Source organism: Bradyrhizobium liaoningense, assembly GCF_018130955.1.
Taxonomy (GTDB): Bacteria; Pseudomonadota; Alphaproteobacteria; order Rhizobiales; family Xanthobacteraceae; genus Bradyrhizobium; species Bradyrhizobium liaoningense_C.
The window spans coordinates 215,977-240,833 of the sequence record NZ_JAFCJM010000002.1; the positions used below are offsets into that span (position 1 = coordinate 215,977).

The following is a 24,857-nucleotide window of genomic DNA, read 5'->3' on the forward strand; positions in this document are numbered from 1 at the left end:
GAAGTACGTGCCCATGCTCTTATCCCGTCAGACGGCACTCCCGGCCTTGAGATGCGGTTGGGCACTACCGGCTCTCTTGCTGCTCCTCATGGCGGTCGCCCAGCCTTCAACGGCACAAGAAGAGGTCAAGCTGACCCCGGCCCAGGCCCAGAAGCTTGGGGTTCGGGTGACGCATCCAGTCTCGAGTCGGACCGATCAAACGCTGCCCTATCCGGCGCAGATCGTGATTCCAACGCCGCAATTATGGGTGGTCAGCGCGCCCGTGGCGGGCATGGTCACCAAGCTCGCGGTTGCGCGCGGCGACCGGATCACCGCTGGTCAGCCGCTCGTCACGCTTGAGAGCCCCAGCTTTGTGTCGCTGCAGCGGGATTATCTGCACGCGCTCGCACAGGAGGTTCTCGCCAACCAGCAGCTCAAGCGGAACGAGGATCTGTTCGAGGGCAAGGCTGTCCCGCAACGCGTTCTCGAGACCAGCCAGACCGAAGCCCGCCAGGCCGGCATCGCAGTCGCCGAGCGGCGGCAAATGCTCCACCTGAGCGGGTTGTCGGATGAGGCGATTTCCCGGCTGACGACCCAAGCGCTGATCAGCGCGACCCTGACGGTCAACGCGCCACAGGCCGCATCGGTTGTCGATGTCACTGTGTCCCCGGGGCAGCGGTTGGAGCAGTCCGCGCCGCTCGTGAAGCTTGCACGCCTGTCGCCATTGTGGGCCGAGATCGCGATCCCGGCGTCGAACATCCGCGCCATCCGGACCGGCGCAAGGGTCGAGATCGAGGGATATGCGACGCCGGGCCAGGTCATTCTGGTTTCCGAGACCACCGATGTCGCGACCCAGACCATCCTGGTGCGCGCGGAAATCCCCAATAGCGGCGAGCTGCATCCGGGCCAGACCACTGCTGTGCGCATCAGCTACCTCTCCGCCGGAGAAAGTGCCTGGGAAATCCCCTATAGCGGACTGGTCCGGCGTGGCGAGCAGACCGCCGTATTCGTTGCCATTGATGGCGGCGGCTTTCGTCTCATCCCCGTCACCGTGCTGGCCGAGGATCAGGACCACGTCGTGGTGTCGGGTGCCATCACCGACAAGGACGAGGTTGCGATCAGCGGCATTTCCGCACTTCGGGGCATCCTCTCGCGCCTCGGAGCCGGACAGTAATGCTCCAGCGTCTGGTCGCATTCGCGCTGTCGCAGCGGCTGTTCGTCGCCCTCGGCGTGCTGCTGTTGATCGGTGCGGGCGCCGTGGTCCTGCCGGGCTTGCCCATCGATGCGTTTCCGGACGTCTCCCCGGTCCAGGTGAAGATCATCATGAAGGCACCGGGCCTCACCCCGGAGGAAGTCGAGCAGCGGATCACGGTTCCAATCGAGCTCGAGCTCTTGGGCCTGCCCAACAAGAAGATCCTGCGCTCGACCACCAAATACGCGCTGGCTGACATCACCGTCGATTTCGAGGACGGCACCGACATCTACTGGGCGCGCAACCAGGTGTCGGAGCGGCTTTCCAACATCGCGCGTGACTTTCCGGAAGGCGTGAGCGGCGGGCTTGCGCCGATCACGAGTCCCCTGGGCGAGATGTTCATGTTCACGATCGACAGCCCCGAGCTGTCGCTCGCCGAGCGCAGGACGTTGCTTGACTGGGTGATCCGCCCGGCGCTGCGAACCGTTCCGGGCGTTGCCGATGTCAACGCGCTCGGCGGCCATGTCCGGGCCTTCGAGATCGTGCCGCTCAATGACGCGCTCGCCGCGCGCGGCATCTCCTACGATCTGTTCCGCCGCGCCATCGAAGCCAACAGCCGCAATGACGGCGCCGGACGCGTCAACCAGGGTGAGGACAGCGCGCTGGTCCGCATCGAAGGCAGCATTCGCGGCATCGACGATATCCGCGCCATCGTGGTCGACACCCGCGACGGCATTCCGATCCGGGTCAGTGACGTGGCACGGGTCAGGATCGGCGCCCTGACGCGCTATGGTGCCGTGACCGCCGACGGCCGCGGCGAGACGGTCGAGGGGCTCGTGCTCGGCCTGCGCGGCGCCAATGCCGGCCAGCTCGTCCGCGATGTCCGGGCGCGCCTGGAGGAACTCCAGCCCTCGCTGCCCAAGAGTGTTTCCATCAACGTGTTCTATGACCGAAGCCGGCTGGTCAACCGCGCCGTCGGCACTGTGGTCCGCGCGCTCGGCGAGGCCACCGTGCTCGTCATCGTCCTGCTGCTGCTGTTCCTCGGCAATTGGCGCGCTTCGCTCGTCATCGCACTCAGTCTGCCGCTTGCCATCGTGATTGCGCTGATCGTGATGCGCGCGGTCGGCATGTCGGCCAATCTGATGAGCCTCGGCGGTCTTGCGATCGCCATCGGCATGCTGATCGACGCGCTGGTGGTTGTGGTCGAAAACATCGTCGGCAATCTCGCCAAGCAGGAGCCGGGTCGAACCGCCCCGGTGATTCACATCGTGTTTCGCTCGGTGTGCGAGGTGCTGCAACCGGTCGCCTCGGGCGTCCTGATCATCATTATCGTGTTTGTGCCCCTGCTCGCCCTCCAGGGACTGGAGGGCAAGCTCTTCATCCCGGTCGCACTCGCCATCATTTTCGCACTCGCCGCCTCCCTGCTGCTCGCGCTCACGGTCATTCCGGTCGCGACCTCCTTCGTCCTGAAATCGGCCCCGCACGACGACCCCGTCCTGATCCGCGCAGCGCAGCGCGTCTACGCGCCTGCGCTGGACTGGGCGCTCAACAACGAGCGAAAGGTGGTCGCAACGGCCCTCGTCGGCCTCTTCGCCGCGGGATACGCCTATACCCAACTCGGCAAGACCTTCATGCCGACCATGGACGAAGGCGACGTCATCGTGAGCGTGGAGACGCTTCCCTCCGTCAACCTCGATGAATCCCTGGCAATCAACGCCAGGCTGCAAGCAGCGCTGCTCACAGTGCCTGATATCGCCGGTATCGTCGCCCGGACCGGTTCGGACGAACTCGGCCTCGATCCCATGGGCCCGAACCAGACCGACACGTTCCTGGTGTTGAAGCCAGCCGACCAGCGGACCACCGAAGACAGAGAAGCGCTGCTGGCAAAGCTTCGCGAGGTGCTCGCCGATTTTCCCGGCCTCTCGCTCGGTTTTACCCAGCCGATCGACATGCGCGTGCAAGAAATGATCAGCGGCGTGCGCGGTGACGTCGCGGTCAAGATTTTTGGCCCCGATATCGCCAGACTCAACGAGATTGCCGCAAAGCTGTCTACGGTCCTGTCGGGGATCGATGGTGCGGAGGACGTCTACACGACGCTCAACGAGGGTGCGCAGTACTACACGGTCGCCGTGAACCGGATGGAAGCGGGCCGTCTCGGCCTGACGGTGGACTCCATCGCCAACTCGCTGCGCACCCAGATCGAAGGCCGGACCATCGGCACGGCGCTGGAGGAAGGCCGCCGTACCCCGATCCTGGTCCGCGGCAGCGAGACGACGCGGGAGGCGCCGACCCTGCTTGCAACCCTGCCGCTCACGCTCGCTTCCGGGCAGCACGTCGCGTTGTCGCAGGTCGCCCGCATCCAGCGCGTCGATGGTCCGGTGAAGATCGACCGCGAGGACGGCAACCGGATGAGCGTGGTTCGCGCCAACGTCCGCGGCCGGGACATGGTGGGCTTCGTGCAGGAAGCCCAGCAGAAGGTCGCGACCGAGTTGCCGCTGCCGAAGGGCTATCGATTGACCTGGGGTGGGCAGTTCGAGAACCAGCAGCGCGCCGCTGCGCGCCTGTCCGTCGTGGTGCCGATTGCGATCGGTCTGATCTTCGTCCTGCTCTTCACCACATTCGGCTCGGTCCGCCAGGCCTTGCTGGTGCTGGTCAACATCCCCTTCGCCCTGATCGGCGGCGTGTTCGCGCTGGTCGCGACCGGCGAATATCTGTCGGTGCCGGCATCTGTCGGTTTCATCGCCCTGCTCGGCATCGCCGTGTTGAACGGCGTCGTGCTGGTTTCGTATTTCAATCAATTGCGCGCCCATGGGCTAAGCGAGGCGCGCATCGTCGTCGACGGCGCCAAGCGCAGGCTCCGGCCGGTGCTGATGACGGCCAGCATCACGGCGCTGGGATTGATCCCGCTCTTGTTGGCCTCCGGACCAGGATCGGAAGTCCAGCGTCCGCTCGCCATCGTCGTGATCGGCGGCTTGTTGTCCTCTACCCTGCTCACGTTGATCCTGCTGCCGATCCTGTATCGCCGCTACGGCGGGGCTGCGAAGGAGGCCAAATGACCAGCGACACCGTCTGTCTCACGTTGATCGCGCCGCGCCAGCTCCGCGACGAGTTGTTCGACTATCTCAGCGAGCAGACCGACCTTGTCACGGGATTCACGGCGTCCGATGCCGACGGACACGGCGCAGACGTCCGACTGCAGACCGCGGCCGAGCGCGTCCGGGGACACGCCGTTCAGGTGGTGGTGCGGATCATTCTTCCCAGGCTCGATGCCGCTCCCCTGCTCGACCGGCTCCGCCTCTCGCTTGCAGGAACCAAGCTCGTGTATTGGATTCTGCCCGTGACAGAATTCGGAACGATCGACTAGCGATCGCTGCCGACCCGTCCATACGCGCAACAGCAACGCAGCACTCATGCCCGCCACATCCGTCTCAGTCGGGGTCTTCGCCGGCCTCACCGACCAGGAAGCCCAGGCCCGGCTCAAGGCCGAGGGTTACAACGAGCTGCCCCGGCACGACCGGCGGACGCCGCTGCGTATCGTGCTCGACGTCCTGCGCGAGCCGATGCTGGCGCTGCTGCTGGGCGCCGGGTTCATCTACCTCCTGCTCGGCGATCTCAAGGAAGCGCTGATCCTGCTGGCCTTCGGTGCGATGTCGGTCGTCATCACCGTGGTCCAGGAGACCCGCACTGAGCGCGTGCTGGAGGCGCTGCGCGACCTGACCAGCCCGCGGGCACTGGTGATCCGAAACAGTGAGCGCCGGCGCATCGCCGGGCGTGACGTCGTCCGCGGCGACCTCATCGTGCTGGCCGAAGGCGACCGCGTTCCTGCCGACGCCTCGCTTCTCGATGCCCAGGACCTCGAAATCGACGAGTCATTGCTGACGGGCGAGTCCGTCCCGGTGCGCAAACGGGCCGTCAACGAAACGACTGCGGACGATCGGCATGCCGGCGGCGATGACCAGCCCTTCGTCTATTCGGGCTCGCTGGTGGTGCGCGGCGGCGGTGTTGCGGAGGTGATCGCGACCGGGCCGCGCAGCGAAATCGGCAAGATCGGCCAGACGCTGCAAAGCCTCGATGCCGAACCGCCGCGGCTGCAGCGCCAGACCGCCGCCCTCGTCCGTCTCTGCGCGCTTGGAGGAGCAGCCGTCAGCGTCCTCGCCGTCCTGCTCTACGGGACGCTGCGCGGCGGCTGGCTCGATGCACTGCTCGCCGGCATCGCCATCGGCATGTCGATGCTGCCGGAAGAATTTCCGGTCGTGCTCACCGTCTTCATGGCGATGGGTGCCTGGCGCATCTCCAAGGCGCGCGTGCTGACCCGCCGTGCCGCGTCGATCGAAACGCTGGGCTCGGCGACGGTGTTATGCACCGACAAGACCGGTACCCTCACCGAGAACCGGATGACGATCGCGGAACTGCGAACACCAGACGGAGCCGCGCTGCGCAGCGCCGACGCGGCGTCTGGCGGAATTGCCGCCGCCTTCACGGACATCGCCGTGCACGGCGTGCTGGCGAGTGCTGCAGAACCTTTCGATCCCATGGAAAAGGCGTTTCATGCCTTCGCGCGCGAGATGCCTGATGCGCGCGACCGCCTGCCCGATTCAAGCTGGCGCCTCGTACGGGGTTACGGCTTGCGGCCCGACGTTCTGGCGATGACGCAGGTCTGGCAAAGGCCTGATGCCGCCGAGCTCGTGGTGGCGAGCAAGGGCGCGCCCGAAGCCATCGCCCGCCTCTGCCGGCTTTCAGAGCCGCAGATCGCCGCCTTGCGCCGTACCGTCGATGCGATGGCCGCGAGCGGCCTGCGCGTGCTGGGGGTGGCCGGTGCAAGCCACGAGAATGGTCCGCTCCCGGACGAGCAGACCGGATTTTCCTTCCGCTTCCTGGGCCTCGTCGGTCTTGCAGATCCGCTACGCCACAGCGTGCCCGCGGCGATCGCCGATTGCCGTTCGGCCGGCATCCGCGTGGTCATGATCACGGGCGACTACCCGGCAACGGCGCAGGCGATAGCGCAGGCTGCCGGGCTCGATATGTCCGGCGTGCTGACGGGCGACGAGCTGCGGAAACTCGACGATGCCGCCCTGGCGGACGCGGTCAAAACCGTGAACATCTTCGCGCGCATCGTGCCGGAGCAGAAGCTGCGCATTGTGCAAGCGCTGAAAGCCAATGGCGAGATCGTCGCCATGACCGGCGACGGCGTCAACGACGCGCCATCCCTGAAGGCCGCTCATATCGGCGTTGCCATGGGCGGCCGCGGCACGGACGTGGCACGCGAAGCCTCCTCGATCGTGCTGCTCGACGATGATTTCGGCTCGGTTGTCACCGCGGTCAGGCTCGGCCGGCGCATCTACGACAATCTGCGCAAGGCGATGGGATTCATTTTCGCCGTGCACGTGCCGATCGCCGGCATGGCGCTGTTGCCGCTGGTTCTGGGCCTGCCGATCTTCTTCAGCCCGATCCACATCGCATTCCTGGAGATGGTGATCGATCCCGTCTGCTCGCTGGTGTTCGAGGCGGAGACCGACGAGCGTGACGTCATGAGCCGGCCGCCGCGCAAGCCTGATGCGCCGCTGTTCTCGTGGCCGCTGATCGCCTGGAGCGTGCTCCAGGGCGCGACTGCTTTCGGCGTCATCGCGCTGATCTACATCGCTGCGCTCTGGCGGGGTCTGCCCGAGGACGAGGCTCGCGCGCTGGGTTTCTTCTCGCTCGTCCTGACGGTCGTCAGCCTGGTGCTGGTCAACCGCTCCTTCAGCGCCTCGCTGGTTTCGGCGTTCCGTCGGCGGAACGCCATGCTCGTCTGGATCCTGCTGGTGATCGCAGCTGGGCTTGCAGCAATCATGCTCTGGCCGGCTGCGGCATCGCTATTCCGCTTCGGGCCGCTGCATGGCGACGATCTGCTCGTCACCGTTGCTGCGGCCGCCATTGTGCTGATCGGCCTCGAAGTGCTGAAGCCGATCTGGCGCGCGCGTTTGAGTCGCTAGCCCCCGGCGGTTGCAGGGAACGAATCCGGGTGTCCCGGCTTGACCGGGCATGGACAGAGTTTTTCTCGCGATGATGGTCTGCGCCCTTCTGCTGCTGATCGCGGCCTCGGACCTTTTGGTCCACGGACCCGCGCCGCAGCAGCCGTCAGCGGACGTCGCCATTGTCATGCCGGCATCGGGCCGGCTGGTCCGATAAGCGATCGCCTGCGCGACCGCGCATTTTACGCCGGTTCCGACTTGTGCAGACCGCGCCGACCATCCAGGTGGGCGCGATCCGGACAGGCTCAGCTCCGCTTTGGTAGGGGGAGCTGAGCCACCGCCCGGGGCGGACTAGCCCCCGCTGCGATAGACCTGGATGTCGAGATCCCGGATCTTCTTCCGCAGCGTGTTGCGGTTGAGGCCGAGCAGGTCGGCGGCGCGGATCTGGTTGCCGCGGGTTGCGGCGAGCGCGGCCGTGAGCAAGGGAATCTCGATCTCCTTGAGGATGCGGTGATACAGGCCGGGCGGCGGCATGCCGTTCGGAAAACCCTGGAAGTGCGTGGAGAGATAGGCTTCCACGGCGCCGCCGAGATTGTCGACGCCGGCCTGCACGGCCGCACCCGGGCTCACCGAGGGTGGCGCGAGCTCGCCGTCGATGACAGAGGCCGTGATCACGTCCTGCGGATAAAGTGCCGCGAGGCGCCGCGCGAGGTTTTCCAGCTCACGCACATTGCCCGGCCAGCGATGCTGCTTCAGCCGCTCCAGCGCCAGCGCGTCGAGCTTCTTCGGCGGCAGGCCGTCCTTCTCGGCCAGCGAGAAGAAGTGGCGAACGAGGTCCGGCAAATCCTCGATGCGTTCGCGCAACGGCGGCAGGCGCAGCGGCACGACGTTGAGGCGGAAGAACAAATCTTCGCGGAACAGGCCCTGCTGGATCAGGACGCGCAGGTCCTTGTTGGAGGCCGCCACGATCCGCACGTCGGTCTTGATCGGGGTGCGGCCGCCGACGGTGGTGTATTCGCCCTGCTGCAGCACACGCAGCAGGCGGGTCTGCGCCTCCATCGGCATGTCGCCGATTTCGTCGAGGAACAGCGTGCCGCCCTCGGCCTGCTCGAAGCGGCCGGACGCGCGCGTATTTGCGCCGGTGAACGCGCCGCGCTCATGACCGAACAGCTCCGATTCGATGAGGTCGCGCGGGATCGCCGCCATGTTGACCGCGACGAACGGGCCGTTGCGGCGCTTGCCGTAGTCGTGCAGCGCGCGCGCCACCAGCTCCTTGCCGGTGCCGGACTCGCCCGTGATCATCACGGTGAGGTCGGTCTGCATCAGGCGCGCCAGCACGCGGTAGATTTCCTGCATCGCCGGCGAGCGGCCGACCAGCGGGATCGCTTCCATCTCCGCCTCCTCGTCGGGCGACGAGGTCCGCTCCTTCGGTTCGGCCAGCGCACGGCCGACGATGGCGATCAGCTCCTTCAGGTCGAAGGGTTTTGGCAGGTACTCGTAAGCCCCGCGTTCGGAGGCGCGGATCGCGGTCATGAACGTGTTTTGCGCGCTCATGACGATGACGGGAAGGTTCGGCCGCATCTTCTTGATGCGGGGCAACAGGTCGAAGGCGTTTTCATCCGGCATCACCACGTCGGTGATGACGAGATCGCCCTCCCCCTGGCTGACCCAGCGCCACAGCGTGGCGGCGTTGCCAGTCAGCCTCACCTCGTATCCGGCCCGGGAAAGTGCCTGATTGAGAACCGTGCGAATGGCGGTATCGTCATCCGCGACTAGAATGCTACCTGCGGGCATCGTCATTCCTCATTTTGCCCCCTGTGGAGCAGGCGACGACTTCCCGGCAGAATCGTCACGGCTGCTGTGATCGGTGTGTTTGATTGACGTCGAGTACATCGGCATCAGCACGCGGAAGGTGGTCTTGCGCGGCTGAGACTCGCATTCGATGATGCCCCCGTGATCGCCGACGATTTTTGCGACCAGCGCCAGGCCCAGACCGCTGCCGGTCTGCTTGGTGGTCACGAAGGGATCGAACAGGTTTGGCAAAAGGTCTTCCGGCACGCCCGGTCCATTGTCCTTGACGCAGAACTCGAGCGGCAGGGATACCCGGGATTTTTGACCGGGAACTGACAGGCGGACGCCGGGACGGAACGCGGTGGTGAGCTGGATCTCGGCATCGGTACCGAGATCTACCACGGCTTCGGCGGCGTTCTTCACGAGGTTGAGGAACACCTGGATGAGCTGATCCTGGTTCGCCAGCACCGGCGGCAGCGAGGGATCGTAATCCTCGATGAAGCGGATGTTGCGGGCAAAGCCGGACTGCGCGAGCCGCTTCACATGGTCGAGCACGGAATGGATGTTGACCGGGCCGCGCGCCACCGGGCGGTCGTCGCCGAACACCTCCATGCGGTCGACCAGGGTGACGATGCGGTCGGCCTCGTCGCAGATCAGCCGCGTCAGCATGCGGTCTTCCGAAGACGCCTGCTGCTCCAGCAGTTGTGCCGCGCCGCGGATGCCGGAGAGCGGGTTCTTGATCTCGTGCGCGAGCATGGCGGCAAGCGCGATCACCGAGCGCGCGGCGCTGCGGTGGGTGAGCTGCCGGTCCATCTTGTCGGCGATGGTGCGCTCCTGCAGCATCACCACGATGTGGCCGGGCCGCTCGGTCAGCGGCGCGACGTGGAGATCGACCTGGCGGTCGCCGCCCATCCGCGGCGTGCCCAGATCGACCTTGTATTCGTTGACCGGCGAATTCGACGAGCGGACCTGGTCGATCAGCGCCAGTAAGGGGCTGCCGAACGGCACCAGCTCCTTCAACGACTGTCGCTTCAGGAACTGCGTCGAGATCTCGAAAAAGGCCTCGGTCGCGATATTGGCGGCGACGATCTTGCCGTCGGGCCCGATCATGAGGACGGGATTGGGCAGTGCGTCCAGGATCGCATCGCTGTCGGACAGAAGCGGCCGACGCTGTTCAGCGGCTGAGCTCATGCAGCAGCGCTCCATGCGAAGTCGTCGAAGGCATCTTGGAGGGAACGGTGCACGGCGCGCGGATCCTCCGAGGTGAGGATGTTCTGGCGCCAGGCCTTGAGCTTCTCGGCGGGCACGCGGCTGAGATCGGCGGCGACATCGAGGGCCCAGCCGAGGTGTTTGCGCGCGTGGCGCAGACCGATGCGCAGGCCGTAGAGATCGCAGACGCCCTCGTAGAGCGTGCGGACATAGTGGAGTTGCTCGCCGAGGGTCGGCGCCGTCTCTGCCTCCCCACCCTGCAGGCGCCGGCCGATCTGGCCGGGCAGCCAGGGCTGGCCCTGCGCCCCGCGGCCGATCATCACGGCATCGGCGCCGGACGCCTCGAGGGCAGCCACGGCCTTGTCATAGGAGGTGATGTCGCCATTGACGACGAGCGGAAGGGTCGTCGCCTCGCGCACGGCGCGGATCGCGTCCCAATCCGCCTCGCCCTTGTAGAACTGGCAGCGGGTCCGGCCATGCACGGTGACGAGCTGCACGCCGGCGGCTTCCGCCCGTCGCGCCAGCTCCGGCGCGTTGCGGGTGCGGTCGTCCCAGCCGAGCCGCATCTTGAGCGTCACCGGCACCTTCACCGCGGCAATGGTCGCATCGATCAGGCTGACGGCATGGTCGAGGTCGCGCATCAGCGCCGAGCCGGACTGACCGCCGGTGACGTGGCGGGCCGGGCAGCCCATGTTGATGTCGATGATGTCGGCGCCCGCGGCTTCCGCGATCCGGGCGCCCTCAGCCATCCAATGTGCCTCGCAGCCGGCCAGCTGCACCACATGCGGGCCGAGCCCGGTCGCCTCGCAGCGCAAACGCGACATCCGATGGCCGTTGGCGAGCTCGTCGCTAGCGGTCATTTCCGACACGACCAAACCGGCCCCGAGCTCCGCAGTCAAACGACGGAAGGGTGAATCGGTCACACCCGACATTGGCGCCAGGAAAACCGGATTGGCGACGTCAATATCGCCTATTTTCAACGGCTTAGCGCCTGATGTTACCGAACCGGTCACGGACGTTCCGTTCACAAGGCGGCGCCTCATCGCGCCTGCCATAACCTATCTTGCGCACAATTCTTGTGCAGTCAAGCGTCATGCCTACAGTTTAGACAGTTCTGTGAATCTTGCAAGTGCAGTGCAGCAAAATGCGTTGCCCCCAATCCGGGGAAACCTCTGGTCTTGCGCGCCTACCGTGCTAGAGGCATGCCACAAATCATTCCTGTCCCAGACCATCACCATCAATTGAGTTTTTAATGGCGAAAACAGAGCGGACCGCAGCGGTCCTCGTCGCAGCCGGGCGTGGCTTGCGCGCCGGCGCAGGCGGCCCGAAGCAATATCGCTCGATCGGTGGACTGCCCGTGATCTATCGCGCCATGGAATCGTTCAGCCGCCACGCCGACGTGTTCGCGGTGCAGCCTGTGGTCAACCCCGACGACAGCGCGATGTTCACGGCCGCCGTCTCGGGCCTGCGTCACGAGCCGCCAACCCATGGCGGCGCGACCCGGCAGGCGTCTGTGCTCGCCGGCCTCGAGGCGCTCGCAAAACATAAGCCCGACATCGTGCTGATCCACGACGCGGCGCGCCCCTTCGTGTCGCAGGCCCTGATCTCGCGCGCGATCGAGGCTGCCAGCCGCACGGGTGCTGCGATCCCTGCGATCCCCGTGACCGACACCATCAAGCTGACCGGCGACGGCGGCAATGTCGAGGGCACGCCGGACCGCGCGCGGTTGCGAATCGCGCAGACGCCGCAATCCTTTCGTTACGACGTCATCCTCGAGGCGCATCGTCGTGCGGCCAGGGAGGGACGCAGCGATTTCACGGACGATGCGGCGATTGCAGAATGGGCGGGATTGACGGTGGCGACCTTTGAGGGCGATGTTGCGAACATGAAGCTCACCACTCCCGAAGATTTCGTGCGCGAGGAAGCGCGCCTTGCGGCCCAGCTCGGCGACATCAGGACCGGCACCGGCTACGACGTGCACGCCTTCGGCGAGGGCGACCACGTTATGATCTGCGGCGTGCGCGTCCCGCACACGAAGGGGTTCCTCGCTCATTCCGACGGCGACGTCGGGCTGCACGCGCTGGTCGACGCCATCCTCGGCGCGCTGGCCGACGGCGATATCGGCTCGCACTTTCCGCCAAGCGATCCAAAGTGGAAGGGCGCCTCCTCCGACCAGTTCTTGAAATACGCCATCGAGCGCGTCACGCAGCGCGGCGGCCGCGTCGCCAATCTCGAGGTGACGATGATCTGCGAGCGCCCGAAGATCGGCCCCTTGCGCGACACCATGCGCGCGCGCATCGCCGAAATCTCCGGCGTCGACATTTCGCGTGTTGCGGTCAAGGCGACGACCAGCGAACGGCTCGGCTTCACCGGCCGCGAGGAAGGTATCGCAGCGACCGCAAGCGCCACCATCCGCCTGCCCTGGAGCCTCTAGACCATGGGCGGCAGCGACGCACGCGCCCTCTCCCGCTCGCTGCTCGACCTGTGCCGGATGCGCAAGCTGACGATCGCCACCGCCGAGTCCTGCACCGGCGGTCTCGTCGCCGGCGCGCTGACCGACATCCCCGGCTCGTCCGACGTGATCGACCGCGGTTTCGTCACCTATTCCAATGATGCCAAGCGCGCCATGCTCGGGGTCGAGGCGAGCACGCTTCTCAATTTCGGCGCCGTCAGCAAGGAAACCGCGACCGCGATGGCGGTCGGCGCGCTGGAACGCGCCGGCGTCGACCTGGCCGTCGCCATCACGGGCATTGCCGGTCCGGGCGGCGCGACGCCGGGCAAGCCGGTCGGACTCGTGCACTTTGCCGTTGCCGCGCGCGACGGCCGCATCGTCCATCGCGAGCATCGGTTTGGCGCAATCGGGCGCAGCGCGGTCCGCGCCCGCTCCGTGGTCGAGGCGCTCCGCATGCTGATGGATCTCGCCCGCGGGCCGCAGGCGGCGACAAAGCCGCGTCGCGCAGCCGCGGGCCGCCTGCGCCCGCGTGTCACCCGCTCGCCGCGGCGCCACGCGGTGAAGCGGCGTCGGCCGCCGCGGGGCTGACAGGGCGTTTTCGAGCGAAGTGGATACCGGTTCGCGTCAAGAAAACGCGTGAAAACAAAAATCTAGAATCCTGCTGTCCGCGGCAGGTCCGCAAGCCATTGCTCGACTGCGCGCGGATCGTCGGGCAGCTCGATGGCAAACTCACCCGCAAAGCAGCGCCAGGCTACGATGTTGCTGCGGGGAACGGCGATGACGACCGGGATGCCGCGGTCCATCGCATCTGCGATGAGATCGAGCACGCCGCCGCCGCTGCATTCCGCCTTGCCGAACTTGTTGAGCACCAGCAGGTCCGCCCCCGACCGCAGATTCTCCCCGACCCGTGCGGTCGCCTGCGCCAGGGCCCCTTCGTCGAGCCTGCATCCGGCGGCGTCGTTGCCGCGGTCCTCGAAGATCGGGGTGAGCCGGCCGCTGCCGAGGTCCTCCAGCAGCACGTCGCACGCGCGATCCGGCCGGGTGGATACGAGGCGCTGCCGCACGCCCGCAAGCGCCAATCCGCGCGCCCGGCTCCGTTCGATCAGCACCTCGAATGCGGCATCCGGAAAGGCGCCATCGTGATAGACGATCGCAGCGACGGGTGCATGCGATGTGGGGCGCTCAGGCGCCGGGGCGGACTGCGTGGCGGGCATCGGGTTTCACCTCACTGCGACGGGGGACAATCGAAACAATATGGAAGCGGAAACTCCGCCTCATTGTCCTGGCGCAATGTCACGCCAATGCCGCAAGCGTCCCAAGATCGGTTCCTTGCGTGACACCACGCGCTCAACGCCAGCGAGCCCGATGGCAGCGACCATCTCGTCGATCTGATCAGGGCGGTCGTCGAGGGACCCGACGGGCACAGCACGTTGATCGTGGTCACCTATGACGAATTCGGCGGGCAATGGGATCACGTTCCGCCCCCGCCTTACAATCGGCCGGCGCCCTTCAACCGGCACCGCCATCTTGCCCCGCATGATCAATGGGGCCCCGGAACGCGCGTTCCCGCGTTGCTCGTCTCCAAAAGGTTTCACAAGTCCGGTGTAGACCATGCGGATCACGACACGACCTCGATCCTCAAGCTGATCGAGGAGCGCTTCAATCTCAAACCGCTGGGAACGCGCGACGCCAACGTGATCAGCCTGCGGACCGCGCTCGATGAGGGCGGACTGCACGACTAGACCGCCTCTGAATCAGAGGCGTGGCGGGGCCCGCGAACCGGACCCTGCCAACATCACTAATGGTGAAGCTGGCCCCTCAGATGATCTGATCCTCCGGCACGGTTCCGATCGCGATCGCGGGATTGCCGGCCACGATCGTACGATCGGGCACGTCACGGGTCACAACCGAACCCGCACCAACCAGCGCATTCTCTCCGATCGTCACGCCGGGACAGAGCACCGCGCCGCCGCCGATCCGCGCGGCTCGCAGAATGCGCGGCGCCGCGCTCACGAACGTCAGCGACGGCCGTCGATGGGTGATGCGCTTGTCGTTCATGGTCAGCACGCCGGGGCCGCAAAACACCTCGTCCTCGATGACGACGCCGCGCGTGATGTAGCAGCGACTTTGCAACGACACGAAGTTCCCGATCAGCACCTCACCCTCGATGTCGAGATACGAGCCGATCACGCAACCCCTGCCGATGACTGTATTGTCGCGAATGAAGACGAAATTGCCGATGCGCGTGCCCTCGCCGATCAGGGCATCGTCTGCAATCACGCAATGTTGTCCCTGCGTCGAGGACATCACTGTCACCCCATTGGGACGCCGCCGCGTCCGATCCTTCGGTCGGCTGCGATCGGAGCCCTGCTGTTTTCCTGATGCTATTTACGGCGGAACCGGCGTTCCCGCCAAGCCGCCGCATGATAGCGCAGCGCATCGAGCGGCGATCGCAAGAGCGTAAGCTCCGACGCCAAGCCCTCGATTTCCAGTTCCATGGCCTTCGCCCGGGCCAATGCATCGTCGCAAGTGCGGCGAAGCGATTCATTCTTGTCGACGAGGGCACGATGCTCGGCAGCAAACCTGTTGGCCTCCTGGAGCCGATCGAAGTTCTCCGGAATCGTGCCCTCGCCGAGCCTGCGCAGCCATTGTGCCATGAACAGCCCCGTGGCGCGCAAATCCGCGGCGCAATCGGCCTCGCAGGGGGAGGCCACAATATCGCGGTGCAGGGCCTCGACGCGGTCGAGATAGGCGGAGAGCGGCGCGACATCCCGGATACGCCGCGATACGACGGCTGCATCCGCCGCATCGTAGCGCTCGATCTCGGTCGCGATCGCCTCCGCCGTAATCGGCCGCGTCAGAACGCTGACCCCAAAGTTCCGCTCGCGCCAGGTATCCAGGGTGGCGGCGGTCGCGAGCCCGGCGAGGCCGCGGCCGTCCACCACGATCACGGCGCAACCGACCGCCATGGCTTCCAGCGCCATGCGCGCGGACGCAAACACCAGATCGTAGCGCTTCAACTGGACGTGCAGGTCTTCGATCTCGCGACCGAACGCCGTGCCGACTTCGTCGAGCGCAAGGCCAGCTTGACCTGCCGCATCGCGGACTGCGGCGACGTGGGCGGTGTTCTTGGCGAGGAGCAGCGCCCGCGCCGGCCTGGCAGGAAGCGGATCGCGCGGCGTGAAGAGCGCGGTATCGACTGCGTTCAACAGGAGAACGACCTCCCCTGCGAGACGACCGGTCTCCGCGACGACGCGGGCGCGGCAGGCCTCGTCGACCGCACACAGCATCCTCACGCGCGGCAGGGACGGCGGACCGTCGAACCAGTAGCTCGCGGAGTGGCAGACAAACAGCCCGGGGCTTGCCGGAAAGTGTGCCATCGCGGCGGCAAGCACGTGATTGTGGTTGCCGTGGATGATGTCAGGCGTCCACGGAAGGTCCTCCAGCCTGTCGGTGACGGTGACACCACGACCGCGAAGATTTACGGCACTCCGCCCCAGCAGCGGCGCAAACACCGCAACCTCGTGGCCGCGATGGCGAAGGCCCGACGCGAGATCGATGGTCACGACCTCGGTGCCGGATCGACCCGACAGAGCACAGTTGGTGGTCAACACGCGCATCTGAGACTTGCCGCTCCAAGCGGGACCATCCGGCTGCATAGTGCATGTGGCAGGGTACGGCAACCATTGGATGGGCCGGCACTGCCGCGGGGGAGCTTGCTCGACCAGCTGATGCGGCGATAATGCAAAGGGATTGTCGAGTTGCGCATGCAGGACATCTTCGTTCACGCCTATCGCACCAATTTATGGGGCGACCCCGAATCCGTGTCCGGAATTGGATCGGGCGTGGTGCGCACGGCAGCGTTCCGCGACGAGATCCCGGCATTGCTCGACCGGATCGGTGCGAGGACGTTGCTCGACGCCGGCTGCGGCGATTTCAACTGGATGAAGGAAGTCTCTCTCTCGCAGCACTATATCGGCTGGGACATCGTGCCCGAGCTGATCGCCGCGAACGCCAAGCATGCGAGCGAGAAGCGCAGCTTCGTGCACGGCGACATCACGTCCGACGCCCTGCCGAGGGTCGACGTCATCCTGTGCCGCGACTGCCTGGTTCACTTCTCGTTCGCCGAGGCGTGGCGCGCCTTGCAGAACTTCAAGCGCAGCGGGTCGCTCTACCTTCTGACCACCACGTTCATCGCCCATTCCGACAACGTCGACATTCGCTGCGGAGACTGGCGTACGCTGGATTTCGAGGCGCCGCCCTTCAATTTCGCTCCGCCCGTCCATGCCATCGACGAAAGATGCCTGCACACCGGCGGCATCTATCGCGACAAACGGCTGGCGTTGTGGCGGATCGCAGACATTCCGGATTAGCGGTACGCGCTGCGATCAGGACGATGTCAGCTTCGGCCGGCCGTAGATGGCGTCGGCCCGCTTCTCGAATGCGGCCGAGAAGCGCGCGAACGCGGCGTCGAACATCGAGCCCATCAGCATCGCCAGCATGCGGCTCTTGAACTCGTAGGTCAGGAAAAACCCGACGTCGCAGACGCCCTCGCCTTTCGGTTCGAAGGTCCAGCGGTTTTCCAGATTGCTGAACGGGCCCCTCAGATATTCGACCAGAATCTTCAGGTTGGCGCGGTCGAGCGTCACGCGGCTGGTGAAGGACTCCTTGACCAGCTTGAACGACACCGTCATGTCCGCGACCAGCACCTCGGTGCCGTCGGGCTTGGTCAGGCGCTGGCGCACCTTCAGCGCGCTGCACAGCGGCACGAATTCGGGGTAGCGCTCGACATCGGCGACCAGATTAAACATCTCGGACGCGCTATGATTGACGCGGTGCTTGCTCGAAACTCGGTGCATGGAAACTCAGCGCGCGATTGCGGCCCGCGCTGCCCTCAATCTCGCGAAATCATCGCCGGCATGATGCGACGAACGGGTGAGCGGGCTCGCTGACACCATCAGGAATCCCTTGGTGTAGGCGACCTTCTCGTAGGAGGCGAACTCGTCCGGCGGCACGTAGCGCATCACCGCATGGTGCTTGCGGGTCGGTTGCAGGTACTGCCCGATGGTCAGGAAGTCGACGTCGGCGGAGCGCAGATCGTCCATCACCTGGAGTACCTCGTGGCGCTCTTCGCCGAGGCCGACCATGATGCCCGATTTGGTGAAGATCGTAGGATCGATCTCCTTCACTCGCTGCAACAGCCGGATCGAATGGAAGTAGCGCGCGCCCGGGCGAACCGTGAGGTAGCGCGAGGGCACGGTTTCCAGATTGTGGTTGAAGACGTCGGGCTTGGCCGCCGCCACGACCTCGAGTGCGCCGTCCTTGCGCAAAAAGTCCGGCGTCAGGATCTCGATCGTGGTCGAGGGCGTGCGTTCGCGGATGGCGCGGATGGTCTGGGCAAAATGCTCGGCGCCGCCGTCAGCGAGGTCGTCGCGGTCGACGGAGGTGATCACGACATGGGCAAGGCCGAGCTTGGCGGTCGCCTCGGCGACATGCTCCGGCTCGCTCGCGTCGAGCGCGTTGGGCAGGCCGGTCTTGACGTTGCAGAAGGCGCAGGCACGGGTGCAGGTGTCACCCATGATCATGAAGGTCGCGTGCTTCTTGTCCCAGCACTCGCCGATATTCGGGCAGCCCGCCTCCTCGCACACCGTGTGCAGGCCGTTGGCCCGCACGATGTTGCGGGTGTCGGCATAGCCGCGGGTATTGGGCGCGCGCACACGGATCCAGTCCGGCTTCGGGGGCGAAGCGGAATCGGGCCGGTTCACCTTTTCGGGGTGACGCGGGCGCTGTGGGTTCGAAATGGTGTCGACGATTACGACCATGAGATGTCCGGTCTGTTCAGGTCCTACCTAGTCGGTATCGACCCAAGCCGCAACCCGGCTCGCCCCGGCTCGGGGAACATGGCAGATATGGGCAATATCCTGCTCAGTTCTCAGGCGATTCTTACCTCGAATGGCTCCAAGATCGAACCCCTCCACACCGCGCCTGGGCAAGCCGCTGAAGCGCGCCTTCTTTGCGCGCAACGTGCGCGAGGTCGCGCCCGACCTGATCGGCGCGACCATGCTGGTGGACGGAGTTGGCGGGATCATCGTCGAGGTTGAGGCCTATCATCATACCGAGCCGGCAGCGCACTCCTACAACGGTCCAACGCCCCGGAACCAGGTGATGTTCGGCCCGCCCGGCTTTGCCTATGTCTACCGCTCCTACGGCATCCACTGGTGTGTGAACTTCGTCTGCGAGGAGGAAGGCTCGGCCAGTGCGGTGCTGATCCGCGCCCTGGAGCCGACCCACGGGATATCAGCCATGCGCCGCCGCCGTCATCTCGACGATCTGCGCGCGCTGTGTTCGGGGCCGGGAAAGCTGACGGAGGCGCTCGGCATCACGATCGCGCACAACACGCTGCCGCTCGACCGGCCGCCGATCGCGCTGCATGCGCGCACCGGCGAGGTTGAGGTCACAACCGGCATCCGCATCGGCATCACCAAAGCGGTCGAGCTGCCCTGGCGTTACGGCGTGAAGGGCTCGAAGTTTTTGAGCAAGCCGTTTCCAAGGTAACCGTCATTCCGGGGCGGCTCGCAGAGCCGAACCCGGAATCTCGAGATTCCCCGAAGCGCAATTGCGCTCGGAGGTCTGGTCCTTCGGACCATCCCGGAATGACGGTCTCCTCACGACACCTGCTTCAGCCGCTCGATCGCCTCCAGCAGCTTGGCCTTGCGCGCGAGCGCGGCCTCGCGCTTCTCGCGCTCCTCCTCGACGACCTCTTCGGCCGCGTTGGCGACGAACTTCTCGTTCGCGAGCTTGGACTCGGCGCGCTTGATGTCCGCGTCGGCCTTGGCGATCTCCTTGTCGAGACGCGTGCGCTCTGCGGCAAGATCGATGACGCCCTTGAGCGGCAGCGCGGCCACCTCGCCGCGCACCAGGAGCTGCACGGCGCCGTCCGGCGCGCGGTCGGCAAAGGAAATGTCCGACAGCCGCGACATGCGCTTGATGACGTCGATCCAGCGCGGCGCACGCTCCCTGGTCTCGGCAGAGGCGCCGGCCAGAATCAGCGCCGTCAGCGTCGCTGGCGGGATGTTCATCTCGGCGCGCACCGAGCGGATCGCGGTGACGAGATCGATCACCCAGCCGATTTCGGCTTCGGCCGCCGGATCCGTGAAGTCGGCGTGGTCGAACACCGGCAGGATCACCGGCGTCATGAACGGATCGGCCGGCATCGATGCGGCCAGGCTCGCAAGCTGTTCGGCCGAAAGCTCCGGCTTGAGCGGCCATGGCGCCAGGGCCAGCAGGCATTCGCGCTTGGCCGTCACCTCCCACAGCTCTTCGGTGATGAAGGGCATGAAGGGGTGCAGCAGCTTCAAGATCTCGTCGCGCGCCCAGGCGACCATGGCGCGGGTCTCGGCCTTGGCCGGGCCGTCCTCGCCGAGCAGCACGGGCTTTGCGAGCTCGACATACCAGTCGCAATAGACGTTCCAGACGAAGCGGTAGATCGCGCCGGCCGCATCGTTGAAGCGGTAGGCCTCGATTGCCTCCGTCACCTCGCGCGTGGTGTGCGCGGTCTCGTGCGCGATCCAGCGGTTCAGCGTCGCCTTGGCCTTCGCGGGCTCAAAGCCGTCGGGCACCGCGCAATTGTTCATCTCGGCGAAACGGCAGGCGTTCCAAAGCTTGGTCGCAAAGTTGCGGTAGCCCTCGACACGGCTGGTGGCGAGCTTGATGTCGCGGCCCTGCGCGGCCATCGCAGCCAGCGTGAAGCGCAGCGCGTCCGCGCCATATTCGTCGATCAGGTGCAGGGGATCGATGACGTTGCCCTTCGACTTCGACATCTTGGCGCCCTTCTCGTCGCGGACGAGGGCGTGGATGTAGATAGTCGAGAACGGGATCTCCTTCATGAAGTGCAGGCCCATCATCATCATCCGGGCGACCCAGAAGAAGATGATGTCGAAGCCGGTGACCAGCGCGTTGGTCGGGTAATAGCGCTTCACCTCCGGCGTATCGTCGGGCCAGCCGAGCGTCGAGAACGGCCACAGCGCGGAGGAGAACCAGGTGTCGAGCACGTCCTCGTCGCGGGTGATGAAACCCTCGCGCTTGTCGCGGTCGAGGGCCATCTCGTGCCCCTGCTCTTCCGTGATGACCTCCTGCTCGACGTAGTAGCCGAGCGCGTGGCTGACGGCCTCTTCCTCGGTCTCGGCGACGAACACCTTGCCGTCCGGGCCGTACCAGGCTGGGATCTGGTGTCCCCACCAGAGCTGGCGCGAGATGCACCAGGGCTGGATGTTCTCCATCCATTCGAAATAGGTCTTTTCCCAATTCTTCGGGACGAAGACGGTCTCGCCCGAGCGCACCGCCGCGATCGCGGGCTTGGCCAGCGTCTTGGCATCGACGTACCACTGGTCGGTCAGGTATGGCTCGATCACGCTGTTCGAGCGATCGCCATGCGGCACCATATGGGTGTGCGGCTCGATCCGCTCGATGAAGCCGAAGCTTTCGAGGCGCTCGACGATGCGCTTGCGCGCGGCGAAACGGTCGACGCCGTGGAATTCCTCGGCGAACTGCGAGGCGCCCTCCGGCAGGCCGTGCAGATAGTCCTCGTTGTCGACGAGGTCGAGGCAACCTTCCTTGTCCAGCACGCTGATCTGGCGCAGGCCGTGGCGCTTGCCGACCTCGAAATCGTTGAAGTCGTGCGCCGGCGTCACCTTCACCGCACCCGAGCCCTTCTCGGGATCGGAATAGTCGTCCGCGACGATCGCGACCTTGCGGCCGACCAGCGGCAGGATCACGTGCTTGCCGACCAGCTTGTGATAGCGCTCGTCGTCCGGATGCACGGCAACGCCGGTGTCGCCCAGCATAGTCTCGGGGCGCGTCGTGGCGACGACGATGAAGGTCGAGGGATCGTCAGGGCTGAAATTCTTGCCCTCGATCGGATAGCGCAGATACCAGAGGCTGCCCTTGACCTCGACCTGCTGCACTTCGAGATCGGAGATCGCGGTGAGCAGCTTGGTGTCCCAGTTCACCAGCCGCTTGTCCTTGTAGATCAGGCCGTCGCGGTGCAGCTCGACGAACACCTTGATGACGGCCTTCGACAGGCCCTCGTCCATGGTGAAGCGCTCGCGCGACCAGTCGCAGGAGGCGCCGAGCCGCTTCAACTGGTTGATGATGGTATCGCCGCTCTCGGCCTTCCACTCCCAGACCCGCTCCAGAAACTTCTCGCGGCCCATCTCGCGGCGGCCGGGCTGCTGGCGCTCCATCAACTGGCGTTCGACCACCATCTGGGTGGCGATGCCGGCATGGTCGGTGCCGGGCTGCCACAGCACGTCGCGGCCGCGCATCCGCTCGAACCGGCACAGGATATCCTGGAGCGTGTTGTTGAGCGCGTGGCCCATATGCAGCGAGCCCGTCACGTTCGGTGGCGGGATCACGATGGTGAAGGGGCTGGCGTCCCGCCGGTCGGGACGGCCTGCCTTGAATGCAAGGCTGTCCTCCCAAACGACGGACATGCGGGTTTCGATATCGGCGGGCTGGTAGTTTTTCTCGATCATGGGCAGCTAAAAAGCCTTGCGCGGGGCCCAAGTCAACCAGCCACAAGTCAGGCGACCTGGTCCGGGGCGGCGGCAAAACGTCAATGGGCCAAACGGGATCGGCGGGGTCCTGGCCGCCGAACGGGGACGCGGGAGCACGGCCTTGTGAGGGTTGTCGAGCCGGCGGGACTAGCGGCCGCGCGAAACCCGCTCGATCTCCGCCTTCACGATGCGCTCGACCAGGCCTGGCAGATTGTCGTCGAGCCAGGATTTCAGCATCGGCCGCAGCATCTCCTTGACCAGATCCTCCAGCGTTCGCGCATTGTTGCTGAGGACGGTGTGGGCCAGCGTGTTGAAGGCGGATTCGACTGCCGAAACCGTCGTTTGCGCCAGGATCGGCTGCTGGGGCGGCAGCGGCGGCGCGTCCCAATCGACCTGCGAATAGGATGGTGGTGGCGGCGGCGGCGCAGGCCGGGGCGGCGGCGTTGCGGCAGCCGCTTCGGCGAACTCGAGGTCGTCCTTGGGCTCGACCCTGCGGAAGCTCGGCGGCGGCGGCGCCGGCGTCTCGACAGCCATCTCGTCTGTCAGCTCGAGGACATCGGGCTCGGCCGGCTCGGGTTCGGGCTCTGGCGCGCGGACCTCCGGCGCCGTCGTCGCGTCGTCGAGCCCGGCCAGCAGCGCATCGATATCGTCCTGGCTGTTGCTCGCCGCAGGTTCCGGCGCGGGTGCAGGCGCAGGTTTTGCAGCCGGCGGTGGCGCGGGTTTTTCGGCGGCGGGCTTTGGCGCGATCTTGGACGGCGGAATGTCGTTCATGGCCGCAGGCTTTGGCGCCGGAGCGGCGGCGGAAGGCTTCTCCGGCTTCGCGGCTTCGGTAGCCGGCGGCTTGGCCTCATCGTCGGCAATGATGCGCCGGATCGAGGCCAGAATCTCCTCCATGGAGGGTTCTGTGACCTTTGCAGGCTGCGTCATCTCCGACTCCACATCATCAACGCCCTCGCACGCGCTGTTTTACACCAAGCACGACAGGAATGGCCGGTTCCGGACCGGCGGCCCGGCATTTTCATCGCAACGGCCTGACTTGTCCCCAAGTCCGAACGCAAGTCTTGACCCGGCAGAGGCATTTGCGACTCATCGCACGCCGCGCGCCCTGCCCGCGGCCCCGCAGTTCGACGCACACAACATCACGTGCAGCGCGAATCGCCCCATCGCCTCATGGAAAGGCTATGTCAGGGCCTTTCACGAATGCAAGCAAACAGCCGGCCTCGCGTAGCTGCGAGGCCGGCTGGCGTTGACGAGTTGGTTTGGGAGATCAGCGTCCGTCGGGCGTGCGCACGCCGGCCCAGCTATCGCGGACCTGATGGTAGTGCACGCTCGCATCGTACGTGACGGTCGACAGACCGAGCACCTGCGGCGACAGGCGGCCGACGGCGCTCAATACGGAGTAGGACGCCACGACGCGATCGTGTTGCGCGGTCACAAGCGCGACGCGGGCATTGACCAGCGCCTGCTGCGCGTTGAGGACGTCGAGCGTCGTGCGCTGGCCAGCCTTGGCCTCTTCACGGACGCCGTTGAGCGCGATCTCGGACGCCGTGACCTGCGCCTGCGCGGACTGCACCTGCGCCTTGCCAGCCTGCAACTGCCCCCATGCCTGCACGACGTTGGCACGGGCCTGGTCGCGCGTCGTCTCGAGGTTGAGGCGCTGCTGCGCCAGGTTTTCCTTCGACTGCCGGATCAACGAGTATTCGGCACCGCCCTGGTAAAGGGGCATCGAGGCCTGCGCCACGGCTGACGCGCCGAACGAGCGGTACTGAATCAATGACTGTTCGGCGGATTGGGTGACGGCCGCCTGCACGGAGATCGTCGGCAGCAGCGCGCCCTCATTGACCTTGACCTGGAGATAGTTGACGTCGATGCCGTACATGGCGGCCGTGACGTTCGGGTTTTCGATCAGCGCGAGCTCGACGGCGGAGGCAAGCGTCGGCGGCAGGAAACGATCGACCGGCGAGCCCGGTGCGAGATTGACCGGGTCATTGCCGATGATGCGGCGGAAATTTGCGCGCGTCGTCGTGAGATTCGATTCGGCGGTCAGTGCCTGCGTCTTGCCGGCGGCGAGCTGCGCTTCGGACTGGGCGACGTCGGTGCGCGTCACCTCACCGACATTGAAGCGATCGCGCGTCTGCTTCAGCGTCTGCTCGAGCACGCGAACGTTGCTCTTCTGGACTTCGAGCGTCGCCGAGTCGCGCAGATAGTCCATGTAAGTAGAGGCGGCGTTGAAGAGCACACTCTGATCGAGGCTGCGCAGCCCTTCGCGGGCGCCGGAAACCGCACTCTCCGCCTGGCGCGTCTTGTTGGCGGTTTGGTTGCCGTTGAACACGGTCTGGTTGACCGTCAGGCCCGCGCTGCGAGGTATAGTGGTCCCGGAGAAGGGCGCCGAATTGAATGTGCTTTGCGTGTCTTGATATTGATAGCCGACGCTGGCCGAGAGCGAGACCCTGGGCCGATACCCAGACAAGGCCTGCGGCACGCCTTCGTCGGTGGAGCGCACCTGCGCGCGCTGCGCGTTGAGCTGCGGATTATTCTGATAGGCACGTACCAGCGCGGCCTCGATGGTGTCCGCCAACGCTGGCGTCGGCCCCGCCAGCGCCAAGAGCAGGACCGAAACCGCAGCTCCGGTGAAGAGCTTCACCCCATGCATCCCAATATTTCCGTTCATTCTTATACCAGCTCGTGCCCGCGAGCCGGGTACCATGTTCGACTGGAGTCGTTGCCCC

At 65.8% G+C, this 24,857-nt stretch carries 19 protein-coding genes and 1 pseudogene; 9 read left to right on the forward strand and 11 right to left on the reverse strand.

Annotated elements, in window-relative coordinates; translation table 11 throughout:
* The first annotated feature begins 88 nt into the window (after window positions 1-88).
* The 4 genes from JQ632_RS02705 to JQ632_RS02720 are packed head-to-tail and all read left to right on the forward strand — an operon-like array spanning window position 89 to window position 7,143.
* A complete protein-coding gene (locus JQ632_RS02705) occupies window positions 89-1,153 on the forward strand; it encodes an efflux RND transporter periplasmic adaptor subunit (protein ID WP_249151254.1) in 1,065 nt (354 codons plus the stop codon).
* The gene (locus JQ632_RS02710) at window positions 1,153-4,227 is read left to right on the forward strand and encodes an efflux RND transporter permease subunit (protein WP_212400725.1); all 3,075 of its coding nucleotides are present in this window, start codon (window positions 1,153-1,155) and stop codon (window positions 4,225-4,227) included. Before JQ632_RS02705 ends, JQ632_RS02710 begins: the two co-directional genes overlap by 1 nt.
* A complete protein-coding gene (locus tag JQ632_RS02715) occupies window positions 4,224-4,535 on the forward strand; it encodes a DUF3240 family protein (RefSeq protein WP_212400726.1) in 312 nt (103 codons plus the stop codon). The genes JQ632_RS02710 and JQ632_RS02715 overlap by 4 nt, the downstream gene beginning before the upstream one ends.
* Before the next feature lie 46 nt (window positions 4,536-4,581).
* Window positions 4,582-7,143, forward strand: coding sequence for a cation-translocating P-type ATPase (locus tag JQ632_RS02720; protein ID WP_212400727.1), 2,562 nt, complete (start codon window positions 4,582-4,584; stop codon window positions 7,141-7,143).
* Window positions 7,144-7,473: 330 nt separating this feature from the next.
* Here JQ632_RS02720 and ntrC read toward each other — a convergent pair whose 3' ends face one another.
* From ntrC to dusB, 3 genes are read right to left on the reverse strand one after another with little or no spacing between them, the layout of a single operon-like run.
* Window positions 7,474-8,916 (reverse strand): nitrogen regulation protein NR(I), encoded by a 1,443-nt coding sequence (gene ntrC, locus JQ632_RS02725; protein ID WP_212400728.1) that lies wholly within the window; start codon window positions 8,914-8,916, stop codon window positions 7,474-7,476.
* Window positions 8,917-8,925: 9 nt separating this feature from the next.
* Window positions 8,926-10,104 (reverse strand): nitrogen regulation protein NR(II), encoded by a 1,179-nt coding sequence (locus JQ632_RS02730; protein WP_212400729.1) that lies wholly within the window; start codon window positions 10,102-10,104, stop codon window positions 8,926-8,928.
* Entirely contained in the window at window positions 10,101-11,102 is a 1,002-nt protein-coding gene (dusB, locus tag JQ632_RS02735) for a tRNA dihydrouridine synthase DusB (RefSeq protein WP_212400730.1), read from the reverse strand. Before dusB ends, JQ632_RS02730 begins: the two co-directional genes overlap by 4 nt.
* A gap of 272 nt (window positions 11,103-11,374) precedes the next feature.
* Between dusB and JQ632_RS02740 the strand changes: the two genes are divergently transcribed.
* Window positions 11,375-12,556, forward strand: a complete 1,182-nt coding sequence (locus JQ632_RS02740) for a bifunctional 2-C-methyl-D-erythritol 4-phosphate cytidylyltransferase/2-C-methyl-D-erythritol 2,4-cyclodiphosphate synthase (protein ID WP_212400731.1) — start codon at window positions 11,375-11,377, stop codon at window positions 12,554-12,556.
* A gap of 3 nt (window positions 12,557-12,559) precedes the next feature.
* Window positions 12,560-13,162 carry a CinA family protein gene (locus JQ632_RS02745; RefSeq protein ID WP_212400732.1) on the forward strand — a complete coding sequence of 201 codons (603 nt, stop codon included), beginning with the start codon at window positions 12,560-12,562 and terminating at the stop codon, window positions 13,160-13,162.
* A gap of 62 nt (window positions 13,163-13,224) precedes the next feature.
* On the opposite strand, the gene JQ632_RS02750 is transcribed toward JQ632_RS02745, so the two are convergent.
* Window positions 13,225-13,788, reverse strand: a complete 564-nt coding sequence (locus JQ632_RS02750; protein ID WP_212400733.1) for a DUF2478 domain-containing protein — start codon at window positions 13,786-13,788, stop codon at window positions 13,225-13,227.
* 162 nt (window positions 13,789-13,950) lie between these two features.
* Here JQ632_RS02750 and JQ632_RS02755 point away from each other — a divergent pair.
* Window positions 13,951-14,316, forward strand: a pseudogene (locus JQ632_RS02755) (alkaline phosphatase family protein); the annotation flags it as partial.
* Between the two features lie 76 nt (window positions 14,317-14,392).
* On the opposite strand, the gene JQ632_RS40000 reads toward JQ632_RS02755, so the two are convergent.
* Entirely contained in the window at window positions 14,393-14,854 is a 462-nt protein-coding gene (locus tag JQ632_RS40000) for an acyltransferase (RefSeq protein ID WP_212400734.1), read from the reverse strand.
* A 104-nt stretch (window positions 14,855-14,958) separates the two neighbouring features.
* A complete protein-coding gene (locus JQ632_RS02765; protein WP_212400735.1) occupies window positions 14,959-16,194 on the reverse strand; it encodes a hypothetical protein in 1,236 nt (411 codons plus the stop codon).
* 147 nt (window positions 16,195-16,341) lie between these two features.
* Between JQ632_RS02765 and JQ632_RS02770 the strand changes: the two genes are divergently transcribed.
* Complete coding sequence (locus tag JQ632_RS02770; RefSeq protein WP_212400736.1) at window positions 16,342-16,947, forward strand: class I SAM-dependent methyltransferase; 606 nt, start codon at window positions 16,342-16,344, stop codon at window positions 16,945-16,947.
* Window positions 16,948-16,962: 15 nt separating this feature from the next.
* Here JQ632_RS02770 and JQ632_RS02775 read toward each other — a convergent pair whose 3' ends face one another.
* Both JQ632_RS02775 and lipA read right to left on the reverse strand, forming a co-directional pair.
* Complete coding sequence (locus JQ632_RS02775) at window positions 16,963-17,433, reverse strand: type II toxin-antitoxin system RatA family toxin (protein ID WP_212400737.1); 471 nt, start codon at window positions 17,431-17,433, stop codon at window positions 16,963-16,965.
* Window positions 17,434-17,439: 6 nt separating this feature from the next.
* Entirely contained in the window at window positions 17,440-18,396 is a 957-nt protein-coding gene (gene lipA, locus JQ632_RS02780; RefSeq protein ID WP_212400738.1) for a lipoyl synthase, read from the reverse strand.
* Window positions 18,397-18,526: 130 nt separating this feature from the next.
* Between lipA and JQ632_RS02785 the strand changes: the two genes are divergently transcribed.
* On the forward strand, window positions 18,527-19,129 hold the full coding sequence (locus JQ632_RS02785; protein WP_212400739.1) for a DNA-3-methyladenine glycosylase: 603 nt from the start codon (window positions 18,527-18,529) through the stop codon (window positions 19,127-19,129).
* A 110-nt stretch (window positions 19,130-19,239) separates the two neighbouring features.
* Here the strand turns inward: JQ632_RS02785 and JQ632_RS02790 are convergent, their stop codons facing one another.
* From JQ632_RS02790 to JQ632_RS02800, 3 genes are all read right to left on the reverse strand, one after another.
* Window positions 19,240-22,107, reverse strand: coding sequence for a valine--tRNA ligase (locus JQ632_RS02790; protein WP_212400740.1), 2,868 nt, complete (start codon window positions 22,105-22,107; stop codon window positions 19,240-19,242).
* Window positions 22,108-22,275: 168 nt separating this feature from the next.
* The gene (locus JQ632_RS02795; protein WP_212400741.1) at window positions 22,276-23,055 is read right to left on the reverse strand and encodes a PopZ family protein; all 780 of its coding nucleotides are present in this window, start codon (window positions 23,053-23,055) and stop codon (window positions 22,276-22,278) included.
* A gap of 340 nt (window positions 23,056-23,395) precedes the next feature.
* The gene (locus JQ632_RS02800; protein ID WP_212400742.1) at window positions 23,396-24,781 is read right to left on the reverse strand and encodes a TolC family outer membrane protein; all 1,386 of its coding nucleotides are present in this window, start codon (window positions 24,779-24,781) and stop codon (window positions 23,396-23,398) included.
* Between the last annotated feature and the right edge of the window lie 76 nt (window positions 24,782-24,857).